The 17,987-nt window shown below is 70.9% G+C and carries 16 protein-coding genes; 5 read left to right on the plus strand and 11 right to left on the minus strand.

Translation table 11 applies throughout. From position 1 onward, the window contains the following. Nucleotides 1–9: 9 nt before the first annotated feature. From pstC to KHU32_RS03450, 5 genes are all read right to left on the minus strand, one after another. Entirely contained in the window at nt 10–969 is a 960-nt protein-coding gene (pstC, locus tag KHU32_RS03430; protein ID WP_314074023.1) for a phosphate ABC transporter permease subunit PstC, read from the minus strand. A 58-nt stretch (nt 970–1,027) separates the two neighbouring features. After that, on the minus strand, nt 1,028–2,089 hold the full coding sequence (pstS, locus tag KHU32_RS03435) for a phosphate ABC transporter substrate-binding protein PstS (protein ID WP_213668626.1): 1,062 nt from the start codon (nt 2,087–2,089) through the stop codon (nt 1,028–1,030). Nucleotides 2,090–2,266: 177 nt separating this feature from the next. Beyond that, a complete protein-coding gene (locus tag KHU32_RS03440) occupies nt 2,267–2,602 on the minus strand; it encodes a hypothetical protein (protein ID WP_213668627.1) in 336 nt (111 codons plus the stop codon). A 56-nt stretch (nt 2,603–2,658) separates the two neighbouring features. Then, nucleotides 2,659–3,801, minus strand: a complete 1,143-nt coding sequence (locus KHU32_RS03445; RefSeq protein ID WP_213668628.1) for an acyl-CoA dehydrogenase family protein — start codon at nt 3,799–3,801, stop codon at nt 2,659–2,661. An 8-nt stretch (nt 3,802–3,809) separates the two neighbouring features. Further along, nucleotides 3,810–7,178, minus strand: coding sequence for an indolepyruvate ferredoxin oxidoreductase family protein (locus tag KHU32_RS03450; RefSeq protein ID WP_213668629.1), 3,369 nt, complete (start codon nt 7,176–7,178; stop codon nt 3,810–3,812). Between the two features lie 110 nt (nt 7,179–7,288). On the opposite strand from KHU32_RS03450, the gene KHU32_RS03455 reads away from it, so the two are divergent. The 3 genes from KHU32_RS03455 to KHU32_RS03465 are packed head-to-tail and all read left to right on the plus strand — an operon-like array spanning nt 7,289 to nt 9,476. Beyond that, on the plus strand, nt 7,289–7,744 hold the full coding sequence (locus tag KHU32_RS03455; protein ID WP_213668630.1) for an Lrp/AsnC family transcriptional regulator: 456 nt from the start codon (nt 7,289–7,291) through the stop codon (nt 7,742–7,744). A gap of 44 nt (nt 7,745–7,788) precedes the next feature. After that, nucleotides 7,789–8,757 carry a 4-hydroxythreonine-4-phosphate dehydrogenase PdxA gene (gene pdxA / locus KHU32_RS03460; RefSeq protein WP_213668631.1) on the plus strand — a complete coding sequence of 323 codons (969 nt, stop codon included), beginning with the start codon at nt 7,789–7,791 and terminating at the stop codon, nt 8,755–8,757. Next, the gene (locus KHU32_RS03465; RefSeq protein ID WP_213668632.1) at nt 8,757–9,476 is read left to right on the plus strand and encodes a pyridoxine 5'-phosphate synthase; all 720 of its coding nucleotides are present in this window, start codon (nt 8,757–8,759) and stop codon (nt 9,474–9,476) included. Before pdxA ends, KHU32_RS03465 begins: the two co-directional genes overlap by 1 nt. A gap of 7 nt (nt 9,477–9,483) precedes the next feature. On the opposite strand, the gene KHU32_RS03470 is transcribed toward KHU32_RS03465, so the two are convergent. Next, nucleotides 9,484–11,013, minus strand: a complete 1,530-nt coding sequence (locus KHU32_RS03470) for a M81 family metallopeptidase (protein WP_347265522.1) — start codon at nt 11,011–11,013, stop codon at nt 9,484–9,486. A 61-nt stretch (nt 11,014–11,074) separates the two neighbouring features. Here KHU32_RS03470 and argE point away from each other — a divergent pair, with 61 nt between their 5' ends. Both argE and KHU32_RS03480 read left to right on the plus strand, forming a co-directional pair. Further along, nucleotides 11,075–12,238, plus strand: coding sequence for an acetylornithine deacetylase (gene argE / locus KHU32_RS03475; protein WP_249680526.1), 1,164 nt, complete (start codon nt 11,075–11,077; stop codon nt 12,236–12,238). Beyond that, nucleotides 12,235–13,248, plus strand: coding sequence for a M14 family metallopeptidase (locus KHU32_RS03480; protein WP_213668635.1), 1,014 nt, complete (start codon nt 12,235–12,237; stop codon nt 13,246–13,248). Before argE ends, KHU32_RS03480 begins: the two co-directional genes overlap by 4 nt. A gap of 99 nt (nt 13,249–13,347) precedes the next feature. Here the strand turns inward: KHU32_RS03480 and KHU32_RS03485 are convergent, their stop codons facing one another. The 5 genes from KHU32_RS03485 to KHU32_RS03505 form a co-directional block, all read right to left on the minus strand. Continuing rightward, entirely contained in the window at nt 13,348–14,133 is a 786-nt protein-coding gene (locus tag KHU32_RS03485; RefSeq protein WP_213668636.1) for a competence/damage-inducible protein A, read from the minus strand. A 76-nt stretch (nt 14,134–14,209) separates the two neighbouring features. Next, the gene (locus KHU32_RS03490; RefSeq protein WP_249680528.1) at nt 14,210–15,160 is read right to left on the minus strand and encodes a bifunctional GNAT family N-acetyltransferase/(deoxy)nucleoside triphosphate pyrophosphohydrolase; all 951 of its coding nucleotides are present in this window, start codon (nt 15,158–15,160) and stop codon (nt 14,210–14,212) included. After that, a complete protein-coding gene (gene argJ, locus KHU32_RS03495) occupies nt 15,141–16,370 on the minus strand; it encodes a bifunctional glutamate N-acetyltransferase/amino-acid acetyltransferase ArgJ (RefSeq protein ID WP_213668638.1) in 1,230 nt (409 codons plus the stop codon). Before argJ ends, KHU32_RS03490 begins: the two co-directional genes overlap by 20 nt. A 12-nt stretch (nt 16,371–16,382) precedes the next feature. Beyond that, the gene (locus KHU32_RS03500) at nt 16,383–16,937 is read right to left on the minus strand and encodes an NADPH-dependent FMN reductase (RefSeq protein ID WP_213668639.1); all 555 of its coding nucleotides are present in this window, start codon (nt 16,935–16,937) and stop codon (nt 16,383–16,385) included. Beyond that, a complete protein-coding gene (locus tag KHU32_RS03505) occupies nt 16,934–17,986 on the minus strand; it encodes a peptidylprolyl isomerase (protein ID WP_213668640.1) in 1,053 nt (350 codons plus the stop codon). Before KHU32_RS03505 ends, KHU32_RS03500 begins: the two co-directional genes overlap by 4 nt. Nucleotide 17,987: the final 1 nt, after the last annotated feature.

Raw genomic sequence — 17,987 nt, forward strand, 5'->3', positions numbered from 1 at the left:
GGGCGCGCCTCACTTCAGCCGCGAACGGAGGAGCCAGCGCGAGGTCGCCAGCACGATGAAGGAGATGACGAAGAGCAGGAAGCCCAGCGCCAGCAGCGAGGACTGCTTGAGGCTGCCCATCAGGCTCTCCGGAAACTCCATGGCGACCACCGAGGCGATGGTGGTCGAGGGATCGAAGATCGAGGTCGCGATGCGGTTCGCGTTGCCGATGACGAAGGTCACCGCCATGGTCTCGCCCAGCGCGCGGCCGAGGCCGAGCATGATGCCGCCGACGACCGAGACGCGGGTGTAGGGGATGACGACCTTGTTCATCACTTCCCAGCGCGTGCAGCCGAGGCCGTAGGCGCTCTCCTTGTACACGGCCGGCACGGTCAGGAAGACGTCGCGCATCGTGGCCGCGATGAAGGGCAGGATCATGATCGCGAGGACGACCGCGGCGGCGAAGAGCGAGGTGCCGGCGAAGTTGTTGCTCTCGAAAATCACGCCGATCACCGGGATCGCGCCCAGCACCTCGCCGAAAGGCAGCTGGATGTAGTTCTGGATGATGGGCACCAGGATGAAGAGGCCCCACATGCCGAAGATGATCGAGGGGATGGCGGCCAGCAGCTCGATCGCGGTGCCGACGGGGCCGCGGATCCATTCGGGCGCGAGCTCCGTCAGGTAGAAGGCGATGCCGAAGGCGGCGGGCACGGCGATGAGGATGGCCAGGATCGCGGTGATCACCGTGCCCAGCACGGCCACGGCGGCGCCGTAGCTCTCACGGCCCTCGACCGGGTTCCAGTCCGTCGACCAGAGGAAGGAGACGCCGAATTCCCGGAAGGCCGGCAGGCCGCCGATGAAGAGCGTCAGGATGATGGCGCCCAGGAGCGCCAGAACCAGCAGGCCGGCGCCGCGGCACAACCATTCGAAGATCTTGTCGCCGGCGGCGCCACTGGCGCGCGGGACGGAGGAAGTGGCGGATTGCTGCACGCGGGAACCTCTTGCAGGGGGGCGGGCTGGGCCCACCCCCGGTCAATGCCTCAGAGCGTCAGGCGGTCCAGATCGACGCGCCGGACGGGTTCTTCACGGCGCTCCAGCTGGCGCGGATGGCCGTGTGCACGGCGTCCGGCAGCGCGATGTATTCGAGCCGGCGGGCGGCCTCGCCACCGTTCTTGAAGGCCCAGTCGAAGAACTTCATCGAGTTCAGGCTGCCCGTGACGCGCTCGGCGGTCGGGTTGGTGGGCAGCAGGATGAAGGTCGGCGAGACGATCGGCCACACGGTCGCACCGGCCAGGTCCACCATGTCGGCCGCGAAGTTCGGCACCGTCCAGTCGGCGGCGGCGGCGGCGGCCTGGAAGGCCTCCATCGTCGGGCGGACGAAGTTGCCGGCCTTGTTGCGCAGCTGCGTCGTGACCAGGCGGTTCACGGTCGCATAGGCATTCTCGGTGTAGCCGATGGCGCCCGGCGTGTTGCGGACGGCGTTGGAGACGCCCTCATTGCCGCGCGCGCCGTTGCCGACCGGCCACTGGACGCTCGTCGCGGCGCCGGGGCCGGACTTCCACGCGTCGGACACGCGCGAGAGGTAGGTCGTGAACACGAAGGTCGTGCCCGAGGCGTCGGCGCGATAGGCCGGGGAGACCGGCAGGTTCGGCAGGCGCAGGTCGCGGTTGAGCTCGACGATCTTGGCGTCGTTCCAGCGCGTGATGCGGCCGAGGAAGATGTCGGCAAGCACTTCCGGCGTCAGCTTCAGCGTCTGGTCGGCCACGCCCGGCAGGTTCACGATCAGCACGACCGAGCCCAGGACCGTCGGGAACTGCAGCAGGCTGCGCTCGCGGAGCTGGTCGGCCGAGAGCGGGGCGTCGGAGGCGCCGAAATCGACGGTGCGGTTGGTGATCTGGTTGATGCCGCCGCCCGAGCCGATCGACTGGTAGTTCAGCTGCACGCCCGCGCCCTCGCGGGCGGCCTGGCCCCAGCGCTCATAGACCGGACGGGGGAAGCTGGCGCCGGCGCCGGTGATGGGGGCGAGCTGGGCGAAGCTCGGGCGGGCCAGCACGGGCGTCGCCGCCACGCCGGCGGCGAGAGCCAGAAGGTTGCGTCGGTTCACAGACATCTCCATCGGAACGAGGCGGGGCGATAGGCCCCCATCCTCTCGGGCCCAGCGGATATGCCCTCAGGAAGACCAAGGTGTTTCACATTTGTGAAGCTTATGTGACACAGACCTTTGGGGCCAGTTGTAGGCCCTCCGAAGCGCGGAAATGCTTTCCCTGGAATGGCCTGCGGGCCGGAATCAGCGCGTGCGGGCAGGCGCCGTCGTGGGCGAGGCGTTCCCGCCGCCGCTGCCGGGCATGGTCGCGACGGCCGCGGCCAGCGCCGCGATGGGCAGGGCGATGAGCGCCGGCGCCGCCAGCCCTGATCCGAGGGAACCGCTGCCCTCCGCTATCGGCCGGGCGGTTCCGGCGCTGCGCAGCGGGATCGTGGGGCGCGGCGCGTTCACCACGCGCGGTGACGCGGCGCCCCGGGCGGGGACCACCACCCCGGAGCCTGCCGGGATGACGAGGCGCTCCTGCGCCAGGGCCGGGCCGGCCATGACGGTGGCAAGGAGGGCGAGGGCGGCACGGCGCATGACCGATGCTGGCGTGGCACCGGCACCGGTTTCAAGAGAAATTCTGGCGTCGTAGCTCAGCCCGGCCGGCCGACCAGCCCCCGGGCGATGATCACCCGCATGATCTCGTTCGTGCCCTCCAGGATCCGGTGGACCCGAAGGTCGCGCACGATCTTCTCGATGCCGTAATCGGCCAGGTAGCCGTAGCCGCCGAGAAGCTGCAGCGCCTCGTCCGCGATGCGGTGACACGTATCGGTCACGAAGCGCTTGGCCATGGCGCAGAAAGCGGTGGCGTCGGGCGCCTTCTCGTCCAGCTTCGCGCAGGCGCGCCAGAGGAAGCTGCGCGCGGCCTCGAGCTCGGTGGCCATGTCGGCCAGGCGGAACTGCGTCGCCTGGAAATCCGAGACCGCGCGGCCGAAGGCGCGGCGCGACTTCACGTAGTCCAGCGCGATGTCGAGCGCCGCCTGCGCCCCGCCGAGCGAGCAGGCGGCAATGTTCAGCCGCCCGCCGTCGAGCCCGGCCATGGCGTAGCGGAAGCCCTGCCCTTCCTCGCCCAGCAGGGCCTCGGCGGGGACGCGCGCCGCCCCGAAGAGGACCTGCCGGGTGGGCTGGGCGTTCCAGCCCATTTTGCGCTCATTGGCGCCGAAGCCGAGGCCCGGCGTCTCCTTCGGCACGAGCAGGGCCGAGATGCCGTCCGCCCCCGGCCCGCCCGTGCGCGCCATGGTCAGATAGAGATCCGAGACGCCGGCGCCGCTGATGAACTGCTTGGCGCCGTCCAGCACATAGCCCTCGTTGTCGCGGCGGGCCTTGGTGGCCAGCGCCACGGCATCGCTGCCCGATCCCGGCTCCGTGAGGCAGTAGGAGGCGACCTTCTCCATAGTCAGCAGGCTCGGCAGCCATTGCGCGCGCTGCGCGTCGGTCCCCCAGCGATCGGTCATCCAGGCGACCATGTTGTGGATGGAGAGAAAGGCGCTGATCGTCGGGCAGCCCGTCGCCAGCGCCTCGAAGACCACCGCGGCGTCGAGGCGGGAGAGCCCGGCGCCGCCGCTCTCCTCGCGCACATAGAGCCCGGCCATGCCGAGTCCGGCCGCCTCCCGCAGGACGTCGAGCGGAAGGTGGCGGTCGCGGTCCCAGGCGATGGCCTGGGGCGCGATCCGCTCGCGGGCAAAATCCAGCGCCGTCTCGCGCAGGGCCTTGGTGTCGGGCGAGAGATCGAACATGCCCGATGTCACTCCGCCGCCGCCGGGGTGTCCAGCATCGCCCATCGCGCCCGCGTGGCGGCGATGTTGCGCGCCTTGATCGGCCCGTAGCCCTTGATGCCGGCCGCCGCCTCGACCCAGTCGCAGGCCCGGGCGTGGTTGGTGGGATGCAGCCCAGCGAGGCGCTGCTCGATCCCCGCGCGGAATTCATCCACCAGCGCGCGCTCGGTACGCCTCTCCTCCGTCCGGCCGAAGGGGTCGAGGAAGCTGCCGCGCAGCACCTTGCCGTGCCGGAGCCAGCCCATGGCCTTCAGCATCCAGGGCCCGAAGGTCATCTTGCGCGGACGGCCGTCGCGCCCCTCCCGCGCCAGAAGCGGCGGGGCCAGGTGCATCTCGATCCGCGTCGTGCCCTCGAAGCCCGACCGGAGCTTCGCCTGCCAGGCCGGGTCGGCGTGGAGCCGGGCAACCTCGTACTCGTCCTTATAGGCCATGAGCCGGTAGAGCTGCGTCGCCACCGCCCGGGCCAGGCGCTGCTCGCCCGGCATCACCGCCTCCTCCGCCGCGCGCACCCGCGCCACCATATCGGCGTAGCGGGAGGCGTAACGCGCGCTCTGGTAGCCGCGGAGATCGTCGACGCGCCGTTCGATCAGCGCGTCCAGCGTCTCGGGCGCCGCCGGCCGCGCCTCGACCGCGAGCCGCCCGGCCTCGAAGGCCGCGAGGTTCTTCGGGATGGCCGCGCCGTTCAGCTCGATCGCCCGCCGCAGCGCGTCCCGCGACATCGGGATCATTCCGCGCTGGAAAGCCGCGCCCAGGAGAAAGATGTTGAGGAAGATGAGGTCGCCGAACTCGCGCTCCACCTCATGCGCGGCGTCCAGCGCCACCACGTCATGCGCGGCCGCCTGCAGGCTGGCCATCATGCCGGCGGGGTTCTCGCGCGTCTCGGGATCGAGCACGAAGCGGCCGGTCGGCATGAGCTCCGTGCTGACCACCACGCGCGAGCGGCCCGGCCCGAGCAGCGGCCGCGCCGTGCGGCCATGCGCGCCCACCAGATCGGCCGCGATCATCGCATCCGCCTGGCCCTGGCCGATGCGCGGGCTCGCCACCTCCTCGCCCGGCCGGCCGACGCGCAGCTGCGCATAGACGCCGCCGCCCTTCTGCGCGAGGCCGAGCATGTCCAGCGTGCGGACCGGCCGCCCCTCCAGATGCGCGGCCATGGCGAGGATAGCGGAGAGCGCGGTCACGCCCTGCCCGCCCACGCCAGCCAGCAGGATGTTCCAGGCCTCGCCCGGCTTCGGCTCCGGCAGGACCGGCAGCGTGGCCTCAATGGAAATGACGGGTGTCGCCGGCTTCACCGGCTGCGCGCCCTCGAGCGTGAGGAAGGAGGGGCAGAAGCCCTCGACACATGAAAAGTCCTGGTTGCAGGCGGATTGGTCGATGCGGCGCTTGCGGCCCCATTCCGTCTCGACTGGCTCCACCGCGATGCAGTTGGAGACGCGCGAGCAGTCGCCGCAATCCTCGCAGACGCGCGGGTTGATCACGGCGCGCTTCCGGGCCTTGGGCGCGAGGTCACGCTTGCGCTGGCGGCGGCGCTCGGTGGCGCATTGCTGGTCGTAGATCAGCGCCGTCACGCCCGGGATCTCGCGCAGCATGCGCTGCACCTCGTCCAGCTCGGCGCGTGGGAAGAAGCTGGTGCCGACGGGGATCAGCGGGTCGCCCTGATGGCGCTCGGGATCGTCGCCGACGATGACCACGCGCTGCGCGCCCTCGGCCCAGACCTGCGCCGCGATGCGCGGCACCGTCACCTCGCCCTCGGCGGGCTGGCCGCCCGTCATCGCGACGGCGGAGTTGACCAGGATCTTGTAGGTGATGTTCGCCTTCGCCGCGATCGCCGCGCGGATCGCCATCACGCCCGAATGCGCATAGGTGCCGTCGCCCATATTGGCAAAGACGTGCTTGGTTTCGGTGAAGTGCCGCTGGCCGAGCCAGGCCGCGCCCTCGCCGCCCATATGGCTGAACAGCTCGCTCTCGCGATTCATGTCCTTCACGAGGTAGTGGCAGCCGATTCCCGCCAGAGCATGGCTGCCCTCGGGCAGCTGGGTCGAGGTGTTATGGGGGCAGCCCGGGCAGAAATAGGGCTGCCGCAGCGCCAGGGGCTCGGCGGCCGAGGCGGCGAGCGCGTCGAGTTCCGCGAGGCGCGCCGCAAGCTTCTCCGTCCGCAGCGCCTCCGGCAGCACCCGGGCCAGGCCGCGCAGGATCATGGCCGCATCGAGCTCGGAGAGGTCGCTCAGCACGTCCTTGCCGTGAATGCGCGGGCGGGTGGGATCGGCGTAGAGCGCCTCACGCAGCTGCATCTCGAGGAAGGAGCGCCGATCCTCGACGACCAGGACGGATTCCAGCCCCCGGGTGAATTCGCGCGCGCCCTCCACGTCCAGCGGCCAGGCAAGGCCGACCTTCCAGATCCTGAGGCCGCCCATCCGCGCGAGCTCGGGCGAAATACCCGCATCGGCCAACGCCTGACGCAGCGTGGACCATGCCTTGCCGCGCACCGCGATGCCCAGCCGCGCATTGGGCGCGTCCTGAACCAGGCGGTTGAAGCCGTTGACGCGGGCGAAGGCCAGCGCCGCCGGCACCTTGAAGCGTCGCACCCTTTCCTCAATGCCCAGCGCCGTGTCGCGCAGGCGGATATGCAGCCCGCCGGGCGGCATTTCGATGCCGTTGGGCACGACCGTGGCGAAGGCGGCCGGATCGACGGTGAGGCTCATCGTCGCGTCCATCGTCTCGGCGACGCATTTCATGCCCACCCAGAGCCCGCTGAAGCGCGAAAGCGCGAGAGCCTTCACGCCGTATTCCAGCACCTCGCCCACATCGGCGGGGTCGAGCATCGGGATCTCGAGATCGGCGAAGGCGTATTCGGAGCCGCTGGTGACGGTGGAGGACTTCGCCGCCGGATCATCGCCGGCCAGGGCCAGCACGCCGCCCTCCGGTGAGGTGCCCGCGCCGTTCGCATGGCGCAGCACATCGCCGCTGCGGTCCACGCCCGGCCCCTTGCCGTACCAGATGGAAAAGACGCCGTGCTGCTTCGCGCCCGGGAGCAGCGCCACCTGCTGCGTGCCCCAGCAGGCCGTCGCCGCGAGGTCCTCGTTCAGCCCGGGCTCGAAGACGACATTGGCGGCGCGCAGCCGCGCCTTCTGCTTCCAGAGCTCCTTGTCGTAACCGCCGAGCGGCGAGCCGCGGTAGCCGGTGATGTAGCCGGCCGTGTCCATCCCGAGCGTGTCGTCCAGCAGGCGGCGCATGAGGGGCAGGCGGACCAGCGCCTGGGTCCCGGTCAGCAGAGTCTCCCGCCCGGCCGCCTCCCAACGCTCCTCGAGCGAGATGTCGGGGCGGATGATGTTGTTCATTGGGACGCCTCCGGTAGTCGGATCGATAGGCTGGAAGCCTGGCCCGGATTGCGCAAGAGTTACTGCTGCATTCTGTTGTGCAGTGCCGAAATGGCAGAAGGATCTTCCGCGTGGACGCGATCGACCGCCGAATTCTTCGTGCATTGCACCAGGAAGGCCGCCTGACCAATGCGGAGCTCGCCGAGCGCGTGGGGCTTTCGCCCTCACCCTGCTGGTCGCGCGTAAGGCGCCTGGAGCAATCCGGCGTCATCCGCGGCTACCGCGCGGAGCTGGACCAGGCGAAGCTGGGCCTGCCCGACACCGTCATCATCGAGGTGATGACCGAGAAGCATGACGAGGAGCAGCTCAAGCGATTCGAGCAGGCCATCGCCGACATGCCGGAGGTCATCGAGGCCTGGCTCGCCACCGGCGAGTACGACTACATCCTGAAGGCCGCGGTCAGCGGCACGGCCGGCTACGAGCGACTGCTGCGGGAGAAGATCTACCGCCTGCCCGGCGTGCGCCACACGCGCACCGCCTTCGGCCTGCGCTGCCTGAAGCAGCTCTTCACGCCCATGCCGGTGTGAGGGCGCCTATCGTCCGACGAAGCAGGCTCTGCTAGCCTTCCCGCATGCTTGCTCTGACCATGGGGGAACCCGCCGGGATCGGCGCCGAGATCGCCGCAAAGGCCTGGCTGGCCTTGCGCGACGGCGGGCCCGCCTTCTTTCTCATCGACGACGCGGACCGGATCGGCGGCGTGCCCGTCGAGCGCATCGCCTCGGCCGGCGAGGCGGCGGCGGTCTTTCCGCGCGCGCTGCCGGTGCTGCACCGCCCCCTGCCCTTCCCCGCCGTGCCGGGCCAGCCGAGCGTGGCCACGGCCGGTGCCGTCCTCGCCGCCATCGAGGAGGCGGTCGCGCTGGCCAAGGCCGGGGAGATCGGCGGGATGGTGACCAACCCCATCCAGAAATCGGTGCTGACGGCCGCCGGCTTCCCGCATCCCGGCCACACGGAATTCCTGGGCGAGCTGGCGGGCACGGGCGTCCCACCCGTGATGATGCTGGCCTCTTCCGAGCTGCGCGTCGTGCCCGTGACGGTGCACGAGCCCCTGGCCCGCGCCATCGCCCGCCTGACGCCGGAGCTCATCGTCGAGCATGCGCGCATCACCCATGCGGCGCTGGTGCGCGACTTCGGCATCGCCGCCCCCCGGCTCGCCGTGGCGGGGCTGAACCCGCACGCCGGCGAGGCCGGGACGCTTGGCCACGAGGACCAGGCGATCGTCGCGCCGGCGGTGCGGATGCTGCGCGACCTGGGCATCGACGCCACGGGCCCCTATCCGCCCGACACGCTCTTCACCGCCCATGCGCGGCCGACCTACGACGCCGCCATCTGCCTCTATCACGACCAGGCGCTGATCCCGATCAAGACGCTGGACATGGCGGGCGGCGTGAACGTCACCCTCGGCCTCTCCATCGTCCGCACCAGCCCCGATCACGGCACGGCGCTCGACATCGCGGGCAAGGGGGTGGCGAGCCCCGACAGCCTGATCGCCGCCCTCCGGCTGGCCTCCCAACTCGCTGACAATCGAAGGAAACGGGCCTGATGCGCCTCTCGGTGAACGTGGACCATGTGGCGACGCTGCGGAACGCGCGCGGCGGCGTCTTCCCCTGCCCGGTGGAGGCCGCGCGCGTGGCCATGGCGGCCGGCGCGGACGGCGTGACGATGCATCTGCGCGAGGATCGCCGCCACATCCGCGATCGCGACCTGGAACGCGTGGCCGCCGAGGTCGACACCCGCCTCAACTTCGAGATGGCCGCGACGGAGGAGATGGTCGCGCTCTGCGAGCGGCTGCGCCCGCCGGCCTGCTGCATCGTGCCCGAGAAGCGCGAGGAGCTGACGACCGAGGGCGGCCTGGATGTGCTGCGCGCCGGCCCCTACCTCGCCGAATCGATCCGCCGGCTCGCCGGCCTCGGCATCGAGGTCTCGCTTTTCGTGGAGCCGGACGCCGCGCAGATCGCCCGCACAGCCGAGCTCGGCGCCCAGGCCATCGAGTTGCACACCGGCACCTATGCCGAGGCTTCCGCCGAGGCGCGCCCGGCGCTGGCCGCGAAGCATGCGGAGGCGGCCCGGCTGGCCCGTTCGCTCGGCCTGCAGGTCCATGCCGGCCACGGGCTGAGCTACGAGACCATCGCACCCATCGCTGCCATCCCCGAGATCAGCGAGGTCTCGATCGGGCACTTCCTGATCTCGACCTCGGTCTTCGAGGGGCTGCCGGTGGCGATCAAGCGGATGAAGGGCCTGATCGCCGCCGCGCGGGGCTGAGAGCCCGTCAGTTCCAGCCCGGATCGGTCCAGGCCGCCTCCGGGTCCAGCGGATAGGTGGGGCGCGGCAGTCGCTTCCACTTGAAGTTGGTCAGCACCGGGCTGGTGAGGCCCGGGCTGTCCACCTCGAAGATGCGGTCATTCGGGAAGAACTCGTCGAAGCCCGCGCGGAAATGCCCGCGCGACTTCACCACGACCGTCTTCGCGGCGCCGATGTCGATGCCGTGCATCTCCAGCGTGCGCGGCTCATGGCACTGTCGGCGCAGGCTGACGACCACGATGCGCATGCCCGAATCGTCGAGCTCCAGCAGCGCCGTGGGGCCGAGGTCGAAGAGCCTGCCGGCCATGGTCCCGCGCCGGCCCTTACCCTTTCCATCGGTCAGCTTCAGCACCTTGGCGCCGCTCTCGAAGCGCCTCGAGAACTCGCTCTCTTCACGGTTGAAGACGGCGTGGAAATGCGCGCCCTCGCCCAGTGCCTGGGCCTCCGCCGCCAACGCGGGATCGACGAAGAGGCCGAGCACCACGCCCTGGGCCCGCGCCTCATGCAGCGCACGCAGCGTATAGGCCGTGCTGCCGCGCCCGCCGCCGCCGGGATTGTCACCGGCATCGGAGAAGATCACCGGCGCGACCTCTCCCTTGCCGGCCGCGACCGAGAGCGCCGCCGCCTCGTCCAGGCTCAGCAGGCGTCGCGTGTGCCGCTCCCGCTCCGCCCAGCCGCGCCGGGCGAGCTTCGCGCAGGCGCGCTTCGCCGCACCCTCGTCGCCATCGCGCGCAGTCACCGTGACCGTGATGCCGCATTTCGGCAGGTCGCTGAAGGTGAAGCCGCCGGTCACGCTGGCGTTCAGGATGGCGGGCTCCGCCGCCATGAGGGCCTCCGCGTCGCGGATCAGGTCCGCATAAGGCCCCTCGGCCGTGAGCAGCGTGACGGAGGGCGGCGTCAGCGGAAGTCGGAGAAAGGCCTTCGCCGTCTTCATCCCGCCGAGCAGTTCGCGCATCGCGTCAGCCGCCTCCGCCGCGCGCGCCGCCATGTCCACATGCGGGTTGGTGCGATAGGCGATGAAGACATCGCAGTTGTCGATCAGCTTCTCGCTGACATTGCAGTGCAGGTCGTGCGTGACGACGACGGGAACCGCCCGCCCCACCACCTGGCGGATCATCGCCAGCATCGTGCCGTCGCTGTCCTCGTCGCCCGTCGCGCTGCTGGCGCCGTGGCTTGCGACATAGACGCCGTCGAGCGGCAGGGCGGCGGCCAGGCCGCGCCGCATCTCGTCCAGGAAGGAAAGGAACAGCGCCTGGTCGATCGGCCCGCCCGGCGGCGCCGCCGCGACCAGCACGGGGCAGGGCGTCCAGTCGCCGGTCGCGTCCATGCGGCGATAGAAGCCGCCGATCTCCGCCGGCATGGGCGAGGCCTCGGCGCGCGCGAGTCGCGTCATCTCCTCGCCGCGCGTCAGGCACTGCCGCTCGAAATCCTCCAGCCGTGTGATCGGCGCGAAGGCGTTGGCCTCCAGATGCAGGCCCAGAACGGCGATGCGCGGCACTCGTTTCAACTCAATTCCCCCAAGGATGGACGCGAGGCCCCGAGTGGATAAGCTCCATGGCATGTCGTCAATCGCGCGCGCCCTTCTCCTGCTGGAACGCCTCGTCGCCATCGACACGACGAGCGCGCGGAGCAATGCCCCGCTGATCGAGTTCGTGCGCGGAGAGCTCGCCGCGCAGGGCATCGAATGCCGCGTCACGGTGGAGGGCGAGAAGGCGAATCTGCACGCCATCATCGGCCCGCGCGTGGCGGGCGGACTGGCGCTCTCGGCCCATGTCGACTGCGTGCCCGTGGAGGGCCAGGCCTGGCTCGCCGATCCCTTCGCGCTGCGCCGCCAGGATGGTCGCGTGATCGGCCGCGGCGCCTGCGACATGAAGGGCTTCGTCGCCTGCGTCCTGGCGATGGTGCCGGAGATGCTGGCGGCCGATCTCGCGCGCCCCTTCCACCTCTGCCTCACCCATGACGAGGAGACGACCTTCCGCGGCGCCGACCGGCTGATGGACGAGCTCGGCCATGACGCGCCGCCCCCGGCGCTCTGCATCGTCGGCGAGCCGAGCGGCATGGCGCCGATCATCGCCCATAAGGGCTATGCCAGCTGGGACGTGGTCTTCACGGGTCTTTCCGGCCATTCCTCGCGCGCGGACACCACGGCGAACGCGCTGATGGCGGCGGCCGAGGCGGTGGCGTGGCTGAAGGCCGAGGCGCGGCGATTCGCCACGCAGGGCCGACGGGTCGAAGGCTTCGTGCCGCCCTACACGACGGTGCATGTCGGTACCTTTCGCGCCGGCACCGTGCTCAACATCGTGCCCGACCACGCCGCCTTCACGCTGGAGGTGCGCACCGTCCCCGGCGACGAGGCGAGCGAGGTGCTCGCGCGCTTCGTGGCGCAGGTGGAATCGGCGATCCTGCCGGAGCTGCGCGCCGTGCATCCCGAAAGCGCGATGATCGTCGCGCCCCGCGCGCGGGCCCCGGCGCTGGAGCTCGACGAGCATCACCCGCTGCTGGCGCTGGTGCAGCGCACCTCGGGCAGCAATTCGCGCGGCTTCGTCAGCTACGGCACGGAGGCGGGCTACTATCAGCGTGCCGGCATCCCGGCGATCGTCTGCGGGCCCGGGGACATCGCGCAGGCGCATCAGCCTGAGGAATGGATCGCCGAATCGCAGCTGCAGGCCTGCTGCACCTTCCTCGAACGCCTCATCGAGGATCAGGTTCGCGGCACCGGATGAAGCTGCACCTGCCGCCCACCCTCGATGCGCTGCTGCGCGGCGCCGGCGCCGACTGGCCAGGCATGCGGCTCGCGGCGCCCGATCTCCGCCGCTGGTGGGCGGGCAACGTAGTCCCGGGCGTCTGGAGCTTCGACAGCGGGCTGCCCGGCCTGCATGTCTGCCTGGTCGCGCTCACACATGGCAACGAGATCGCCGGCGCCGTGGTGCTCGACCGGCTGCTGCAGGAAGGGCTTCGCCCCTCGCGGGGCCGGCTGACGCTGATCTTCGCCAATCTCGACGCCTTCTCGCGCTTCGAGCCCGACGACCCGACCTCGTCGCGCTTCCTGGAGGAGGACCTGAACCGCATCTGGGACCCTGAGACCCTCGAGGGACCGCGCCGGTCGAGCGAGATCCGCCGGGCCCGCGCCCTGCGTCCGGTGCTCGATTCGGCGGATGTGGTGCTGGACCTGCACTCCATGCTCTGGCCATCGGACCCGCTGTTCCTGGCCGGCACCTCGGAGGCCTCCATCCCGCTGGGGGTTTCGCTCGGCGAGCCGCCGCTGGTCGTCGCCGACCAGGGGCACAAGGCCGGGCAGCGCCTCATCGATCACGTGGCGGCGCGGGGCGGGCGGAGCCTCATCCTGGAGGCCGGCTGGCACTGGGAGCCGGAGACGGTGGTGCGCATGGAGAAGGCCGCGCGGCGGCTGCTCTCCGTCACCGGCGTCGTGCCCGGCGCGCTTCTACCCCTGCCGGCGCCGCGCGTCGCACGGGTGACGCAGAGCGTGACGGTGCGGGGAAAGGACTTCACCTTCGTCCAGCCCTGGCGTGGCGGCGCGATCATCCCCGAGGCCGGGACGCTGATCGCCCGGGACGGCACGGAGGAAATCCGCACGCCGCACGCCGATTGCCTGATGGTGATGCCGATGCTGCTGGCGCCGCCGGGGCAGACGGCGGTGCGCCTCGCCCGGATCGACGTGCCGGAAAAGCGGAGCGCCCGGCAGCCCCGCCGCGAAGGCGGCGCCTCGGCCTAGAGCATTTCCCGTTCGCGAAGGCTCACGGCAAACGCTCCGGCCCTTTGTCTTTCGAGCATCTTTACCCGATCAGACGGTGCCGTCTGATCGGGCGATGCTCTAGGCTCCAGGCTCGCCCTGCACGGGGCTCGCGCCCATGCCCACCAGCAGGGCGGTGATCTCGGCCGTCGCGGCCTCCACGTCCGACAGCGAGACGCCCTTCGAGACCAGCGCCACGCCGCCGCCCAGGAAGCCCGCGCCGCTGCTGTGCTGGCGGTAGAAGGGGTAGCTGCCGATATCCAGCGCGGGATAACGCTGCTGGATCGCCGCCAGCCCCTCCGCGATATTCCCCTCGAAGACGCCGATCGCGTGCACGGCGCGGGAGACGACCGGTACGCCGCCCTGCAGCGAGGGCGCCAGCGCATCGAACATCGACTGCATGATGCGCGGCACGCCGGCCATGACGTGCACATTCTCCATCGAGAAGCCGGGCGCGGTGGTCATGGCGCAGCGGATGGGCACGGCGCCCAGCGGCAGCGTCGCCATGCGCAGGCGGGCCGCGTTCATCTCCACCGGCGGGTCGCGGCGCGCATAATCGGCCGCCATCAGCGCGCGCGTCTCCTCATGGACGACCCAGGGCACACCGAAGGCCTGGGCCACGCATTCGCTGGTGATGTCGTCATGCGTGGGGCCGATGCCGCCCGTGGTGAAGACGTGGTCGAACTTCTTCCGCACCTCGTTGACGGTGCCTACGATCGTCTCGACGACGTCGGGGATGACGCGCACCTCGCGCAGCGGGATGCCCATCTCGCCCAGCCGGGTCGCGAGGAACTGCAGGTTGGCGTCCCGCGTGCGGCCGGAGAGCACCTCGTTGCCGATGATGAGCAGGCAGGCGGTGGGATTCATGGCCATCCTCTTTCGCGCGCCACTCGCTGGCGCCTTGCCGGAAAACCTAATCGTGTTTCCGCGGCCCGACCATCCGTCACAGGAAATCGCGCAGCAGCGCGACCAGCGGAACGTCGGCGGGCGGCATGGGGTAGTCGGCCAGCTTTTCCGGCCGCACCCAGGCCAGCGCCTGCCCCTCCGCCGAGGTCACGCGCCCCTGCCACTTGCGGCAGATGTAGAGCGGCATCAGCAGGTGGAACTTCTCGTAGGCATGGCTGGCGAAGAAGAGCGGCGAGAGGCAGGATTCCTGCGTCTCGATGGAGAGCTCCTCCCGCAATTCACGGATCAGCGCCGCCTCCGGCGTCTCGCCGTCGTTCAGCTTGCCGCCCGGGAACTCCCAGAGCCCCTCCAGCTGCTTTCCCTTCGGGCGCTGCGCCAGGAGGATGCGGCCGTCGCTGTCCACCAGCGCGCAGGCGACGACGAGGAGGACAGGCTTGGGCGCGGGGGGCTTCGGCGGTTCGGCGACGCGCCGGAACATGAGCACCGGCATCTTGCGGTTGCGCGAGAGGAACTGCTGCACGCCCGACCCGCTCTCGACGAAGCCGAGGTGCCGCAGCACGGCCTGCGAGGCCAGGTTGTCGGTGAGCACGTCCGCCTCGACCTCGACGAGGCCGAGCTCCGTCTGCGCCCAGTCCAGCAGGGCGGCCGCCGCCTCGCGCGCCAGGCCCTGGCCCCAGAACTTCCGGCCGATCCAGTAGCCGATCTCGGGCAGGGCGTTGCGCCGCAGCGTGAGGCCGATGCAGCCGACCAGGGCGCCGTCCCGCGTGATGGCGAGGTGATAGGCGTCCTTCGAATCGATCTGCGCGCCGGCCGAGGCGATCCATTCCTGCGCGAGCTGCTCGCGATAGGGGAAGGGCACGCGGGCGAGATTGCCCGCGACCGAATAATCGTTGACCAGCCGCGTCACCGCGGCCGCGTCCTCCGCCACGAGACGGCGCAGCAGCAGCCGCGCCGTGACGATGGGAAGGCTAGCTCCGGTAGCTGCCATTGATGTCGATGTATCCATGCGTGAGGTCGCAGGTCCAGACGCGGGCCTTGCCGCGGCCGAGGCCGATATCGACCGTGATCTCGACCTCGCGCCCCTTCATGTGCGCGACGACGGGCGCCTCGTCGTAATCGGGGATCACGCCGCCGTCGCGCGCCATCCAGGTGCCGCCCACCGCCACCGAGAGCTTGTCGCGATCCGCCGGCTCGCCGGCCTTGCCGACGGCCATGACGATGCGGCCCCAATTCGCGTCCTCGCCCGCGATCGCCGTCTTCACCAGCGGCGAATTGGCGATGGCCATGGCGATGCGATGCGCCGACTTCGCGCTGACCGCGCCCGTCACGTCGATGGTGATCAGCTTCTGGGCGCCCTCACCGTCGCGCGCGACCATCAGCGCCAGCTCGTGCAGCACCTCGTCCAGCGCGCGGGCGAAGTCCTTCAGGATGGCGCCGCCCTCGGCGGGGACGCGCGGGTGCTTCACTTGGCCCGTCGCGAAGAGGAGCACCGTGTCGGAGGTGGAGGTGTCGCTGTCCACCGTGATGCAGTTGAAGGTCTTCGCGGAGCCCTTCGACAGCAGCTTCTGCAGGACGGGGGCCGGGATCTTCGCGTCGGTCGCGATGAAGGAGAGCATGGTCGCCATGTCGGGCGCCACCATGCCGCTGCCCTTGGCGATGCCGCAGATCGTCACCACGGTCTCGCCGATCTTCGCCGTGCGGGTCGCGCCCTTGGGGAAGGTGTCGGTGGTCATGATGGCCTTGGCGGCGGACTGCCAGGAATCGGCCTCCAGCTTGCCCACGGCGCCCGGCAGCGCGGCCAGGAGCACGTCCGTCGGCAGGCGCTCGCCGATCACGCCGGTGGAGGCGATGAAGACCTCCTTCGGCTTGCAGCCCAGCAGCTGCGCCGTCTCGGCGGCCGTGCGCTCGCAGGTCTCGCGGCCGGCGCGCCCGGTGAAGACGTTGCTGTTGCCGGCATTCACCACCAGCGCCCGGGCCTTGCCGCCCTTGAGCGCCGCGCGGCACCAGTCCACCGGCGCGCCGGGGCACTTGTTCAGCGTGAAGACGCCCGCGACCGTCGTGCCGGCCGCGAAGCGGAAGACGGTCATGTCCTCGCGCTTCTTGTAGCGGATGCCGGCGGCCACGCTGGCGCATTCGGCACCGGCGATCGACGGCATCTCCGGCAGCGGAAGTGCCAGGGGCGAAACTTGCGTGCTCATATCAGGTCTCTCTTAACCCTTCAGCTTGGCGATCCAGTTTCCGAAGGCCGCCATCAACCTGGCCACCGCGTCGCGCGTCGGCTGGTCAGTGAGCGTGCCCTCGGCATCGAACTTGTCCTGCGCGCGGATCACGAAGACCTCCGGCGAAGGCATGGTCAGCGCGCCGGTGCCCTGGAGCGACTGGCGGAGCTGCAGCTGCGCCCGCGCCGTGCCGATCAGGCTCATCGAGGCGCCGAGAAGGGCGACCGGCCGGCCGACGAAGGGCGTCCGCGGCTCGCCATCGGGGCGCGACAGCCAGTCGAAGGCATTCTTCAGCGGCCCGGCGATGCCGTAATTATACTCCGGGCAGCCGAAGAGGAGGCCGTCGGCCGCCTTGCCCTTGCGGCGCAGATTGGCCACGGCCTCGGGCGCGCCCTGCTTCTCGAGGTCCTCGTCGAAGAGGGGGACCCCCTCGATGCCCACGACCTCGACCTCCATCCCGGCCGGCGCGAGGGCGGCCGTGGTCCGGAGGAGGCTACGGTTGTAGCTTCCCCGGCGCAGGCTGCCGCAGATCGCGAGGACCTTCACCTCCGGGGCTGGCCCCGGCCCGCCGGGGCGGCCGGCGGCGGCGGCTCGGCCTGGATGGCCGGCGGGGTGTTCGGCGCGGGGGTGGGCGTCGCGGCGGCCGGCGGGTCGACCAGCTCGATCTGCGCCCCGGCCCTGACGCGCTGGATGGCGGCCTGCACCTCCTCCTCGATCATGGTCTGGCGCAGCGTGTCGCGGCTCTCCTCGAAGCTCGGCCCGCGCGAGGAGCGACGCTCCTCCACCTTGATCACATGCCAGCCGAACTGGGTGCGGACCGGGTTCGGGCTGACCTGACCGGGCTGGAGCGCGAAGGCAGCGGTGGCGAATTCCGGCACCATGTCCCCCCGGCGGAAGAAGCCGAGGTCGCCGCCGTTACGGGCGGCCGGATCCGTCGAGCGGCGGCGGGCCACCTCCTCGAAGCTCGCGCCGCGCTGGATCTCGGCGAGGATGGCCCGGGCATCGGCCTCGTTCGGCACCAGGATATGGCGGGCGTGAACCTCTTCCTCCGGCGCGCGGTTCGCGGCGTCCCGCTCGTAGCGGGCGCGGATGGCCTCGTCGGTCACCCGGGGCAGGACCTCGCGCCGGAGCATCTGGTCGCGCAGCTCCGCATCCTCCGCGAGGCGGAGGCGCCGGCGGATCTCCGGATCCTGATCCAGGCGGGCAGCGCGGGCGGCCTGCACCATGACGCGATCGGTCACCGCCCGGTCGACCAGCTGCTGGAAGACCTGCGGCGGCAGCATGGAGCGCAGCAGGTGCGGCGGGACCTGGCGAAGCTCGGGCGGCATGGCCTCGGCCGCCGTGGCGATCACCTCATCCAGCCGGATCTCTTCGCCGTTGACGCGGGCGAGCACCGGGTTGCGGTCCTCGGGCGCGGCCGCCGCGGTGGTATCCGCCGGGGCGGGGGTGGCAGCGGGGGCAGGAGTCGCGGCGGGGGCGGGGGTCGAGGGGGCCGCGGCCGGCGCCGTGGGAGCCGCTGTCTGCGCTCGCACCCCCGGGGCAATCCCGAAAGCGACAGTCGCGAGCAGGAAGGCGGCAAAGGGGGTGCGGATCATG

The organism is Roseococcus pinisoli (genome assembly GCF_018413645.1).
GTDB classification, from domain to species: Bacteria; Pseudomonadota; Alphaproteobacteria; order Acetobacterales; family Acetobacteraceae; genus Roseococcus; species Roseococcus pinisoli.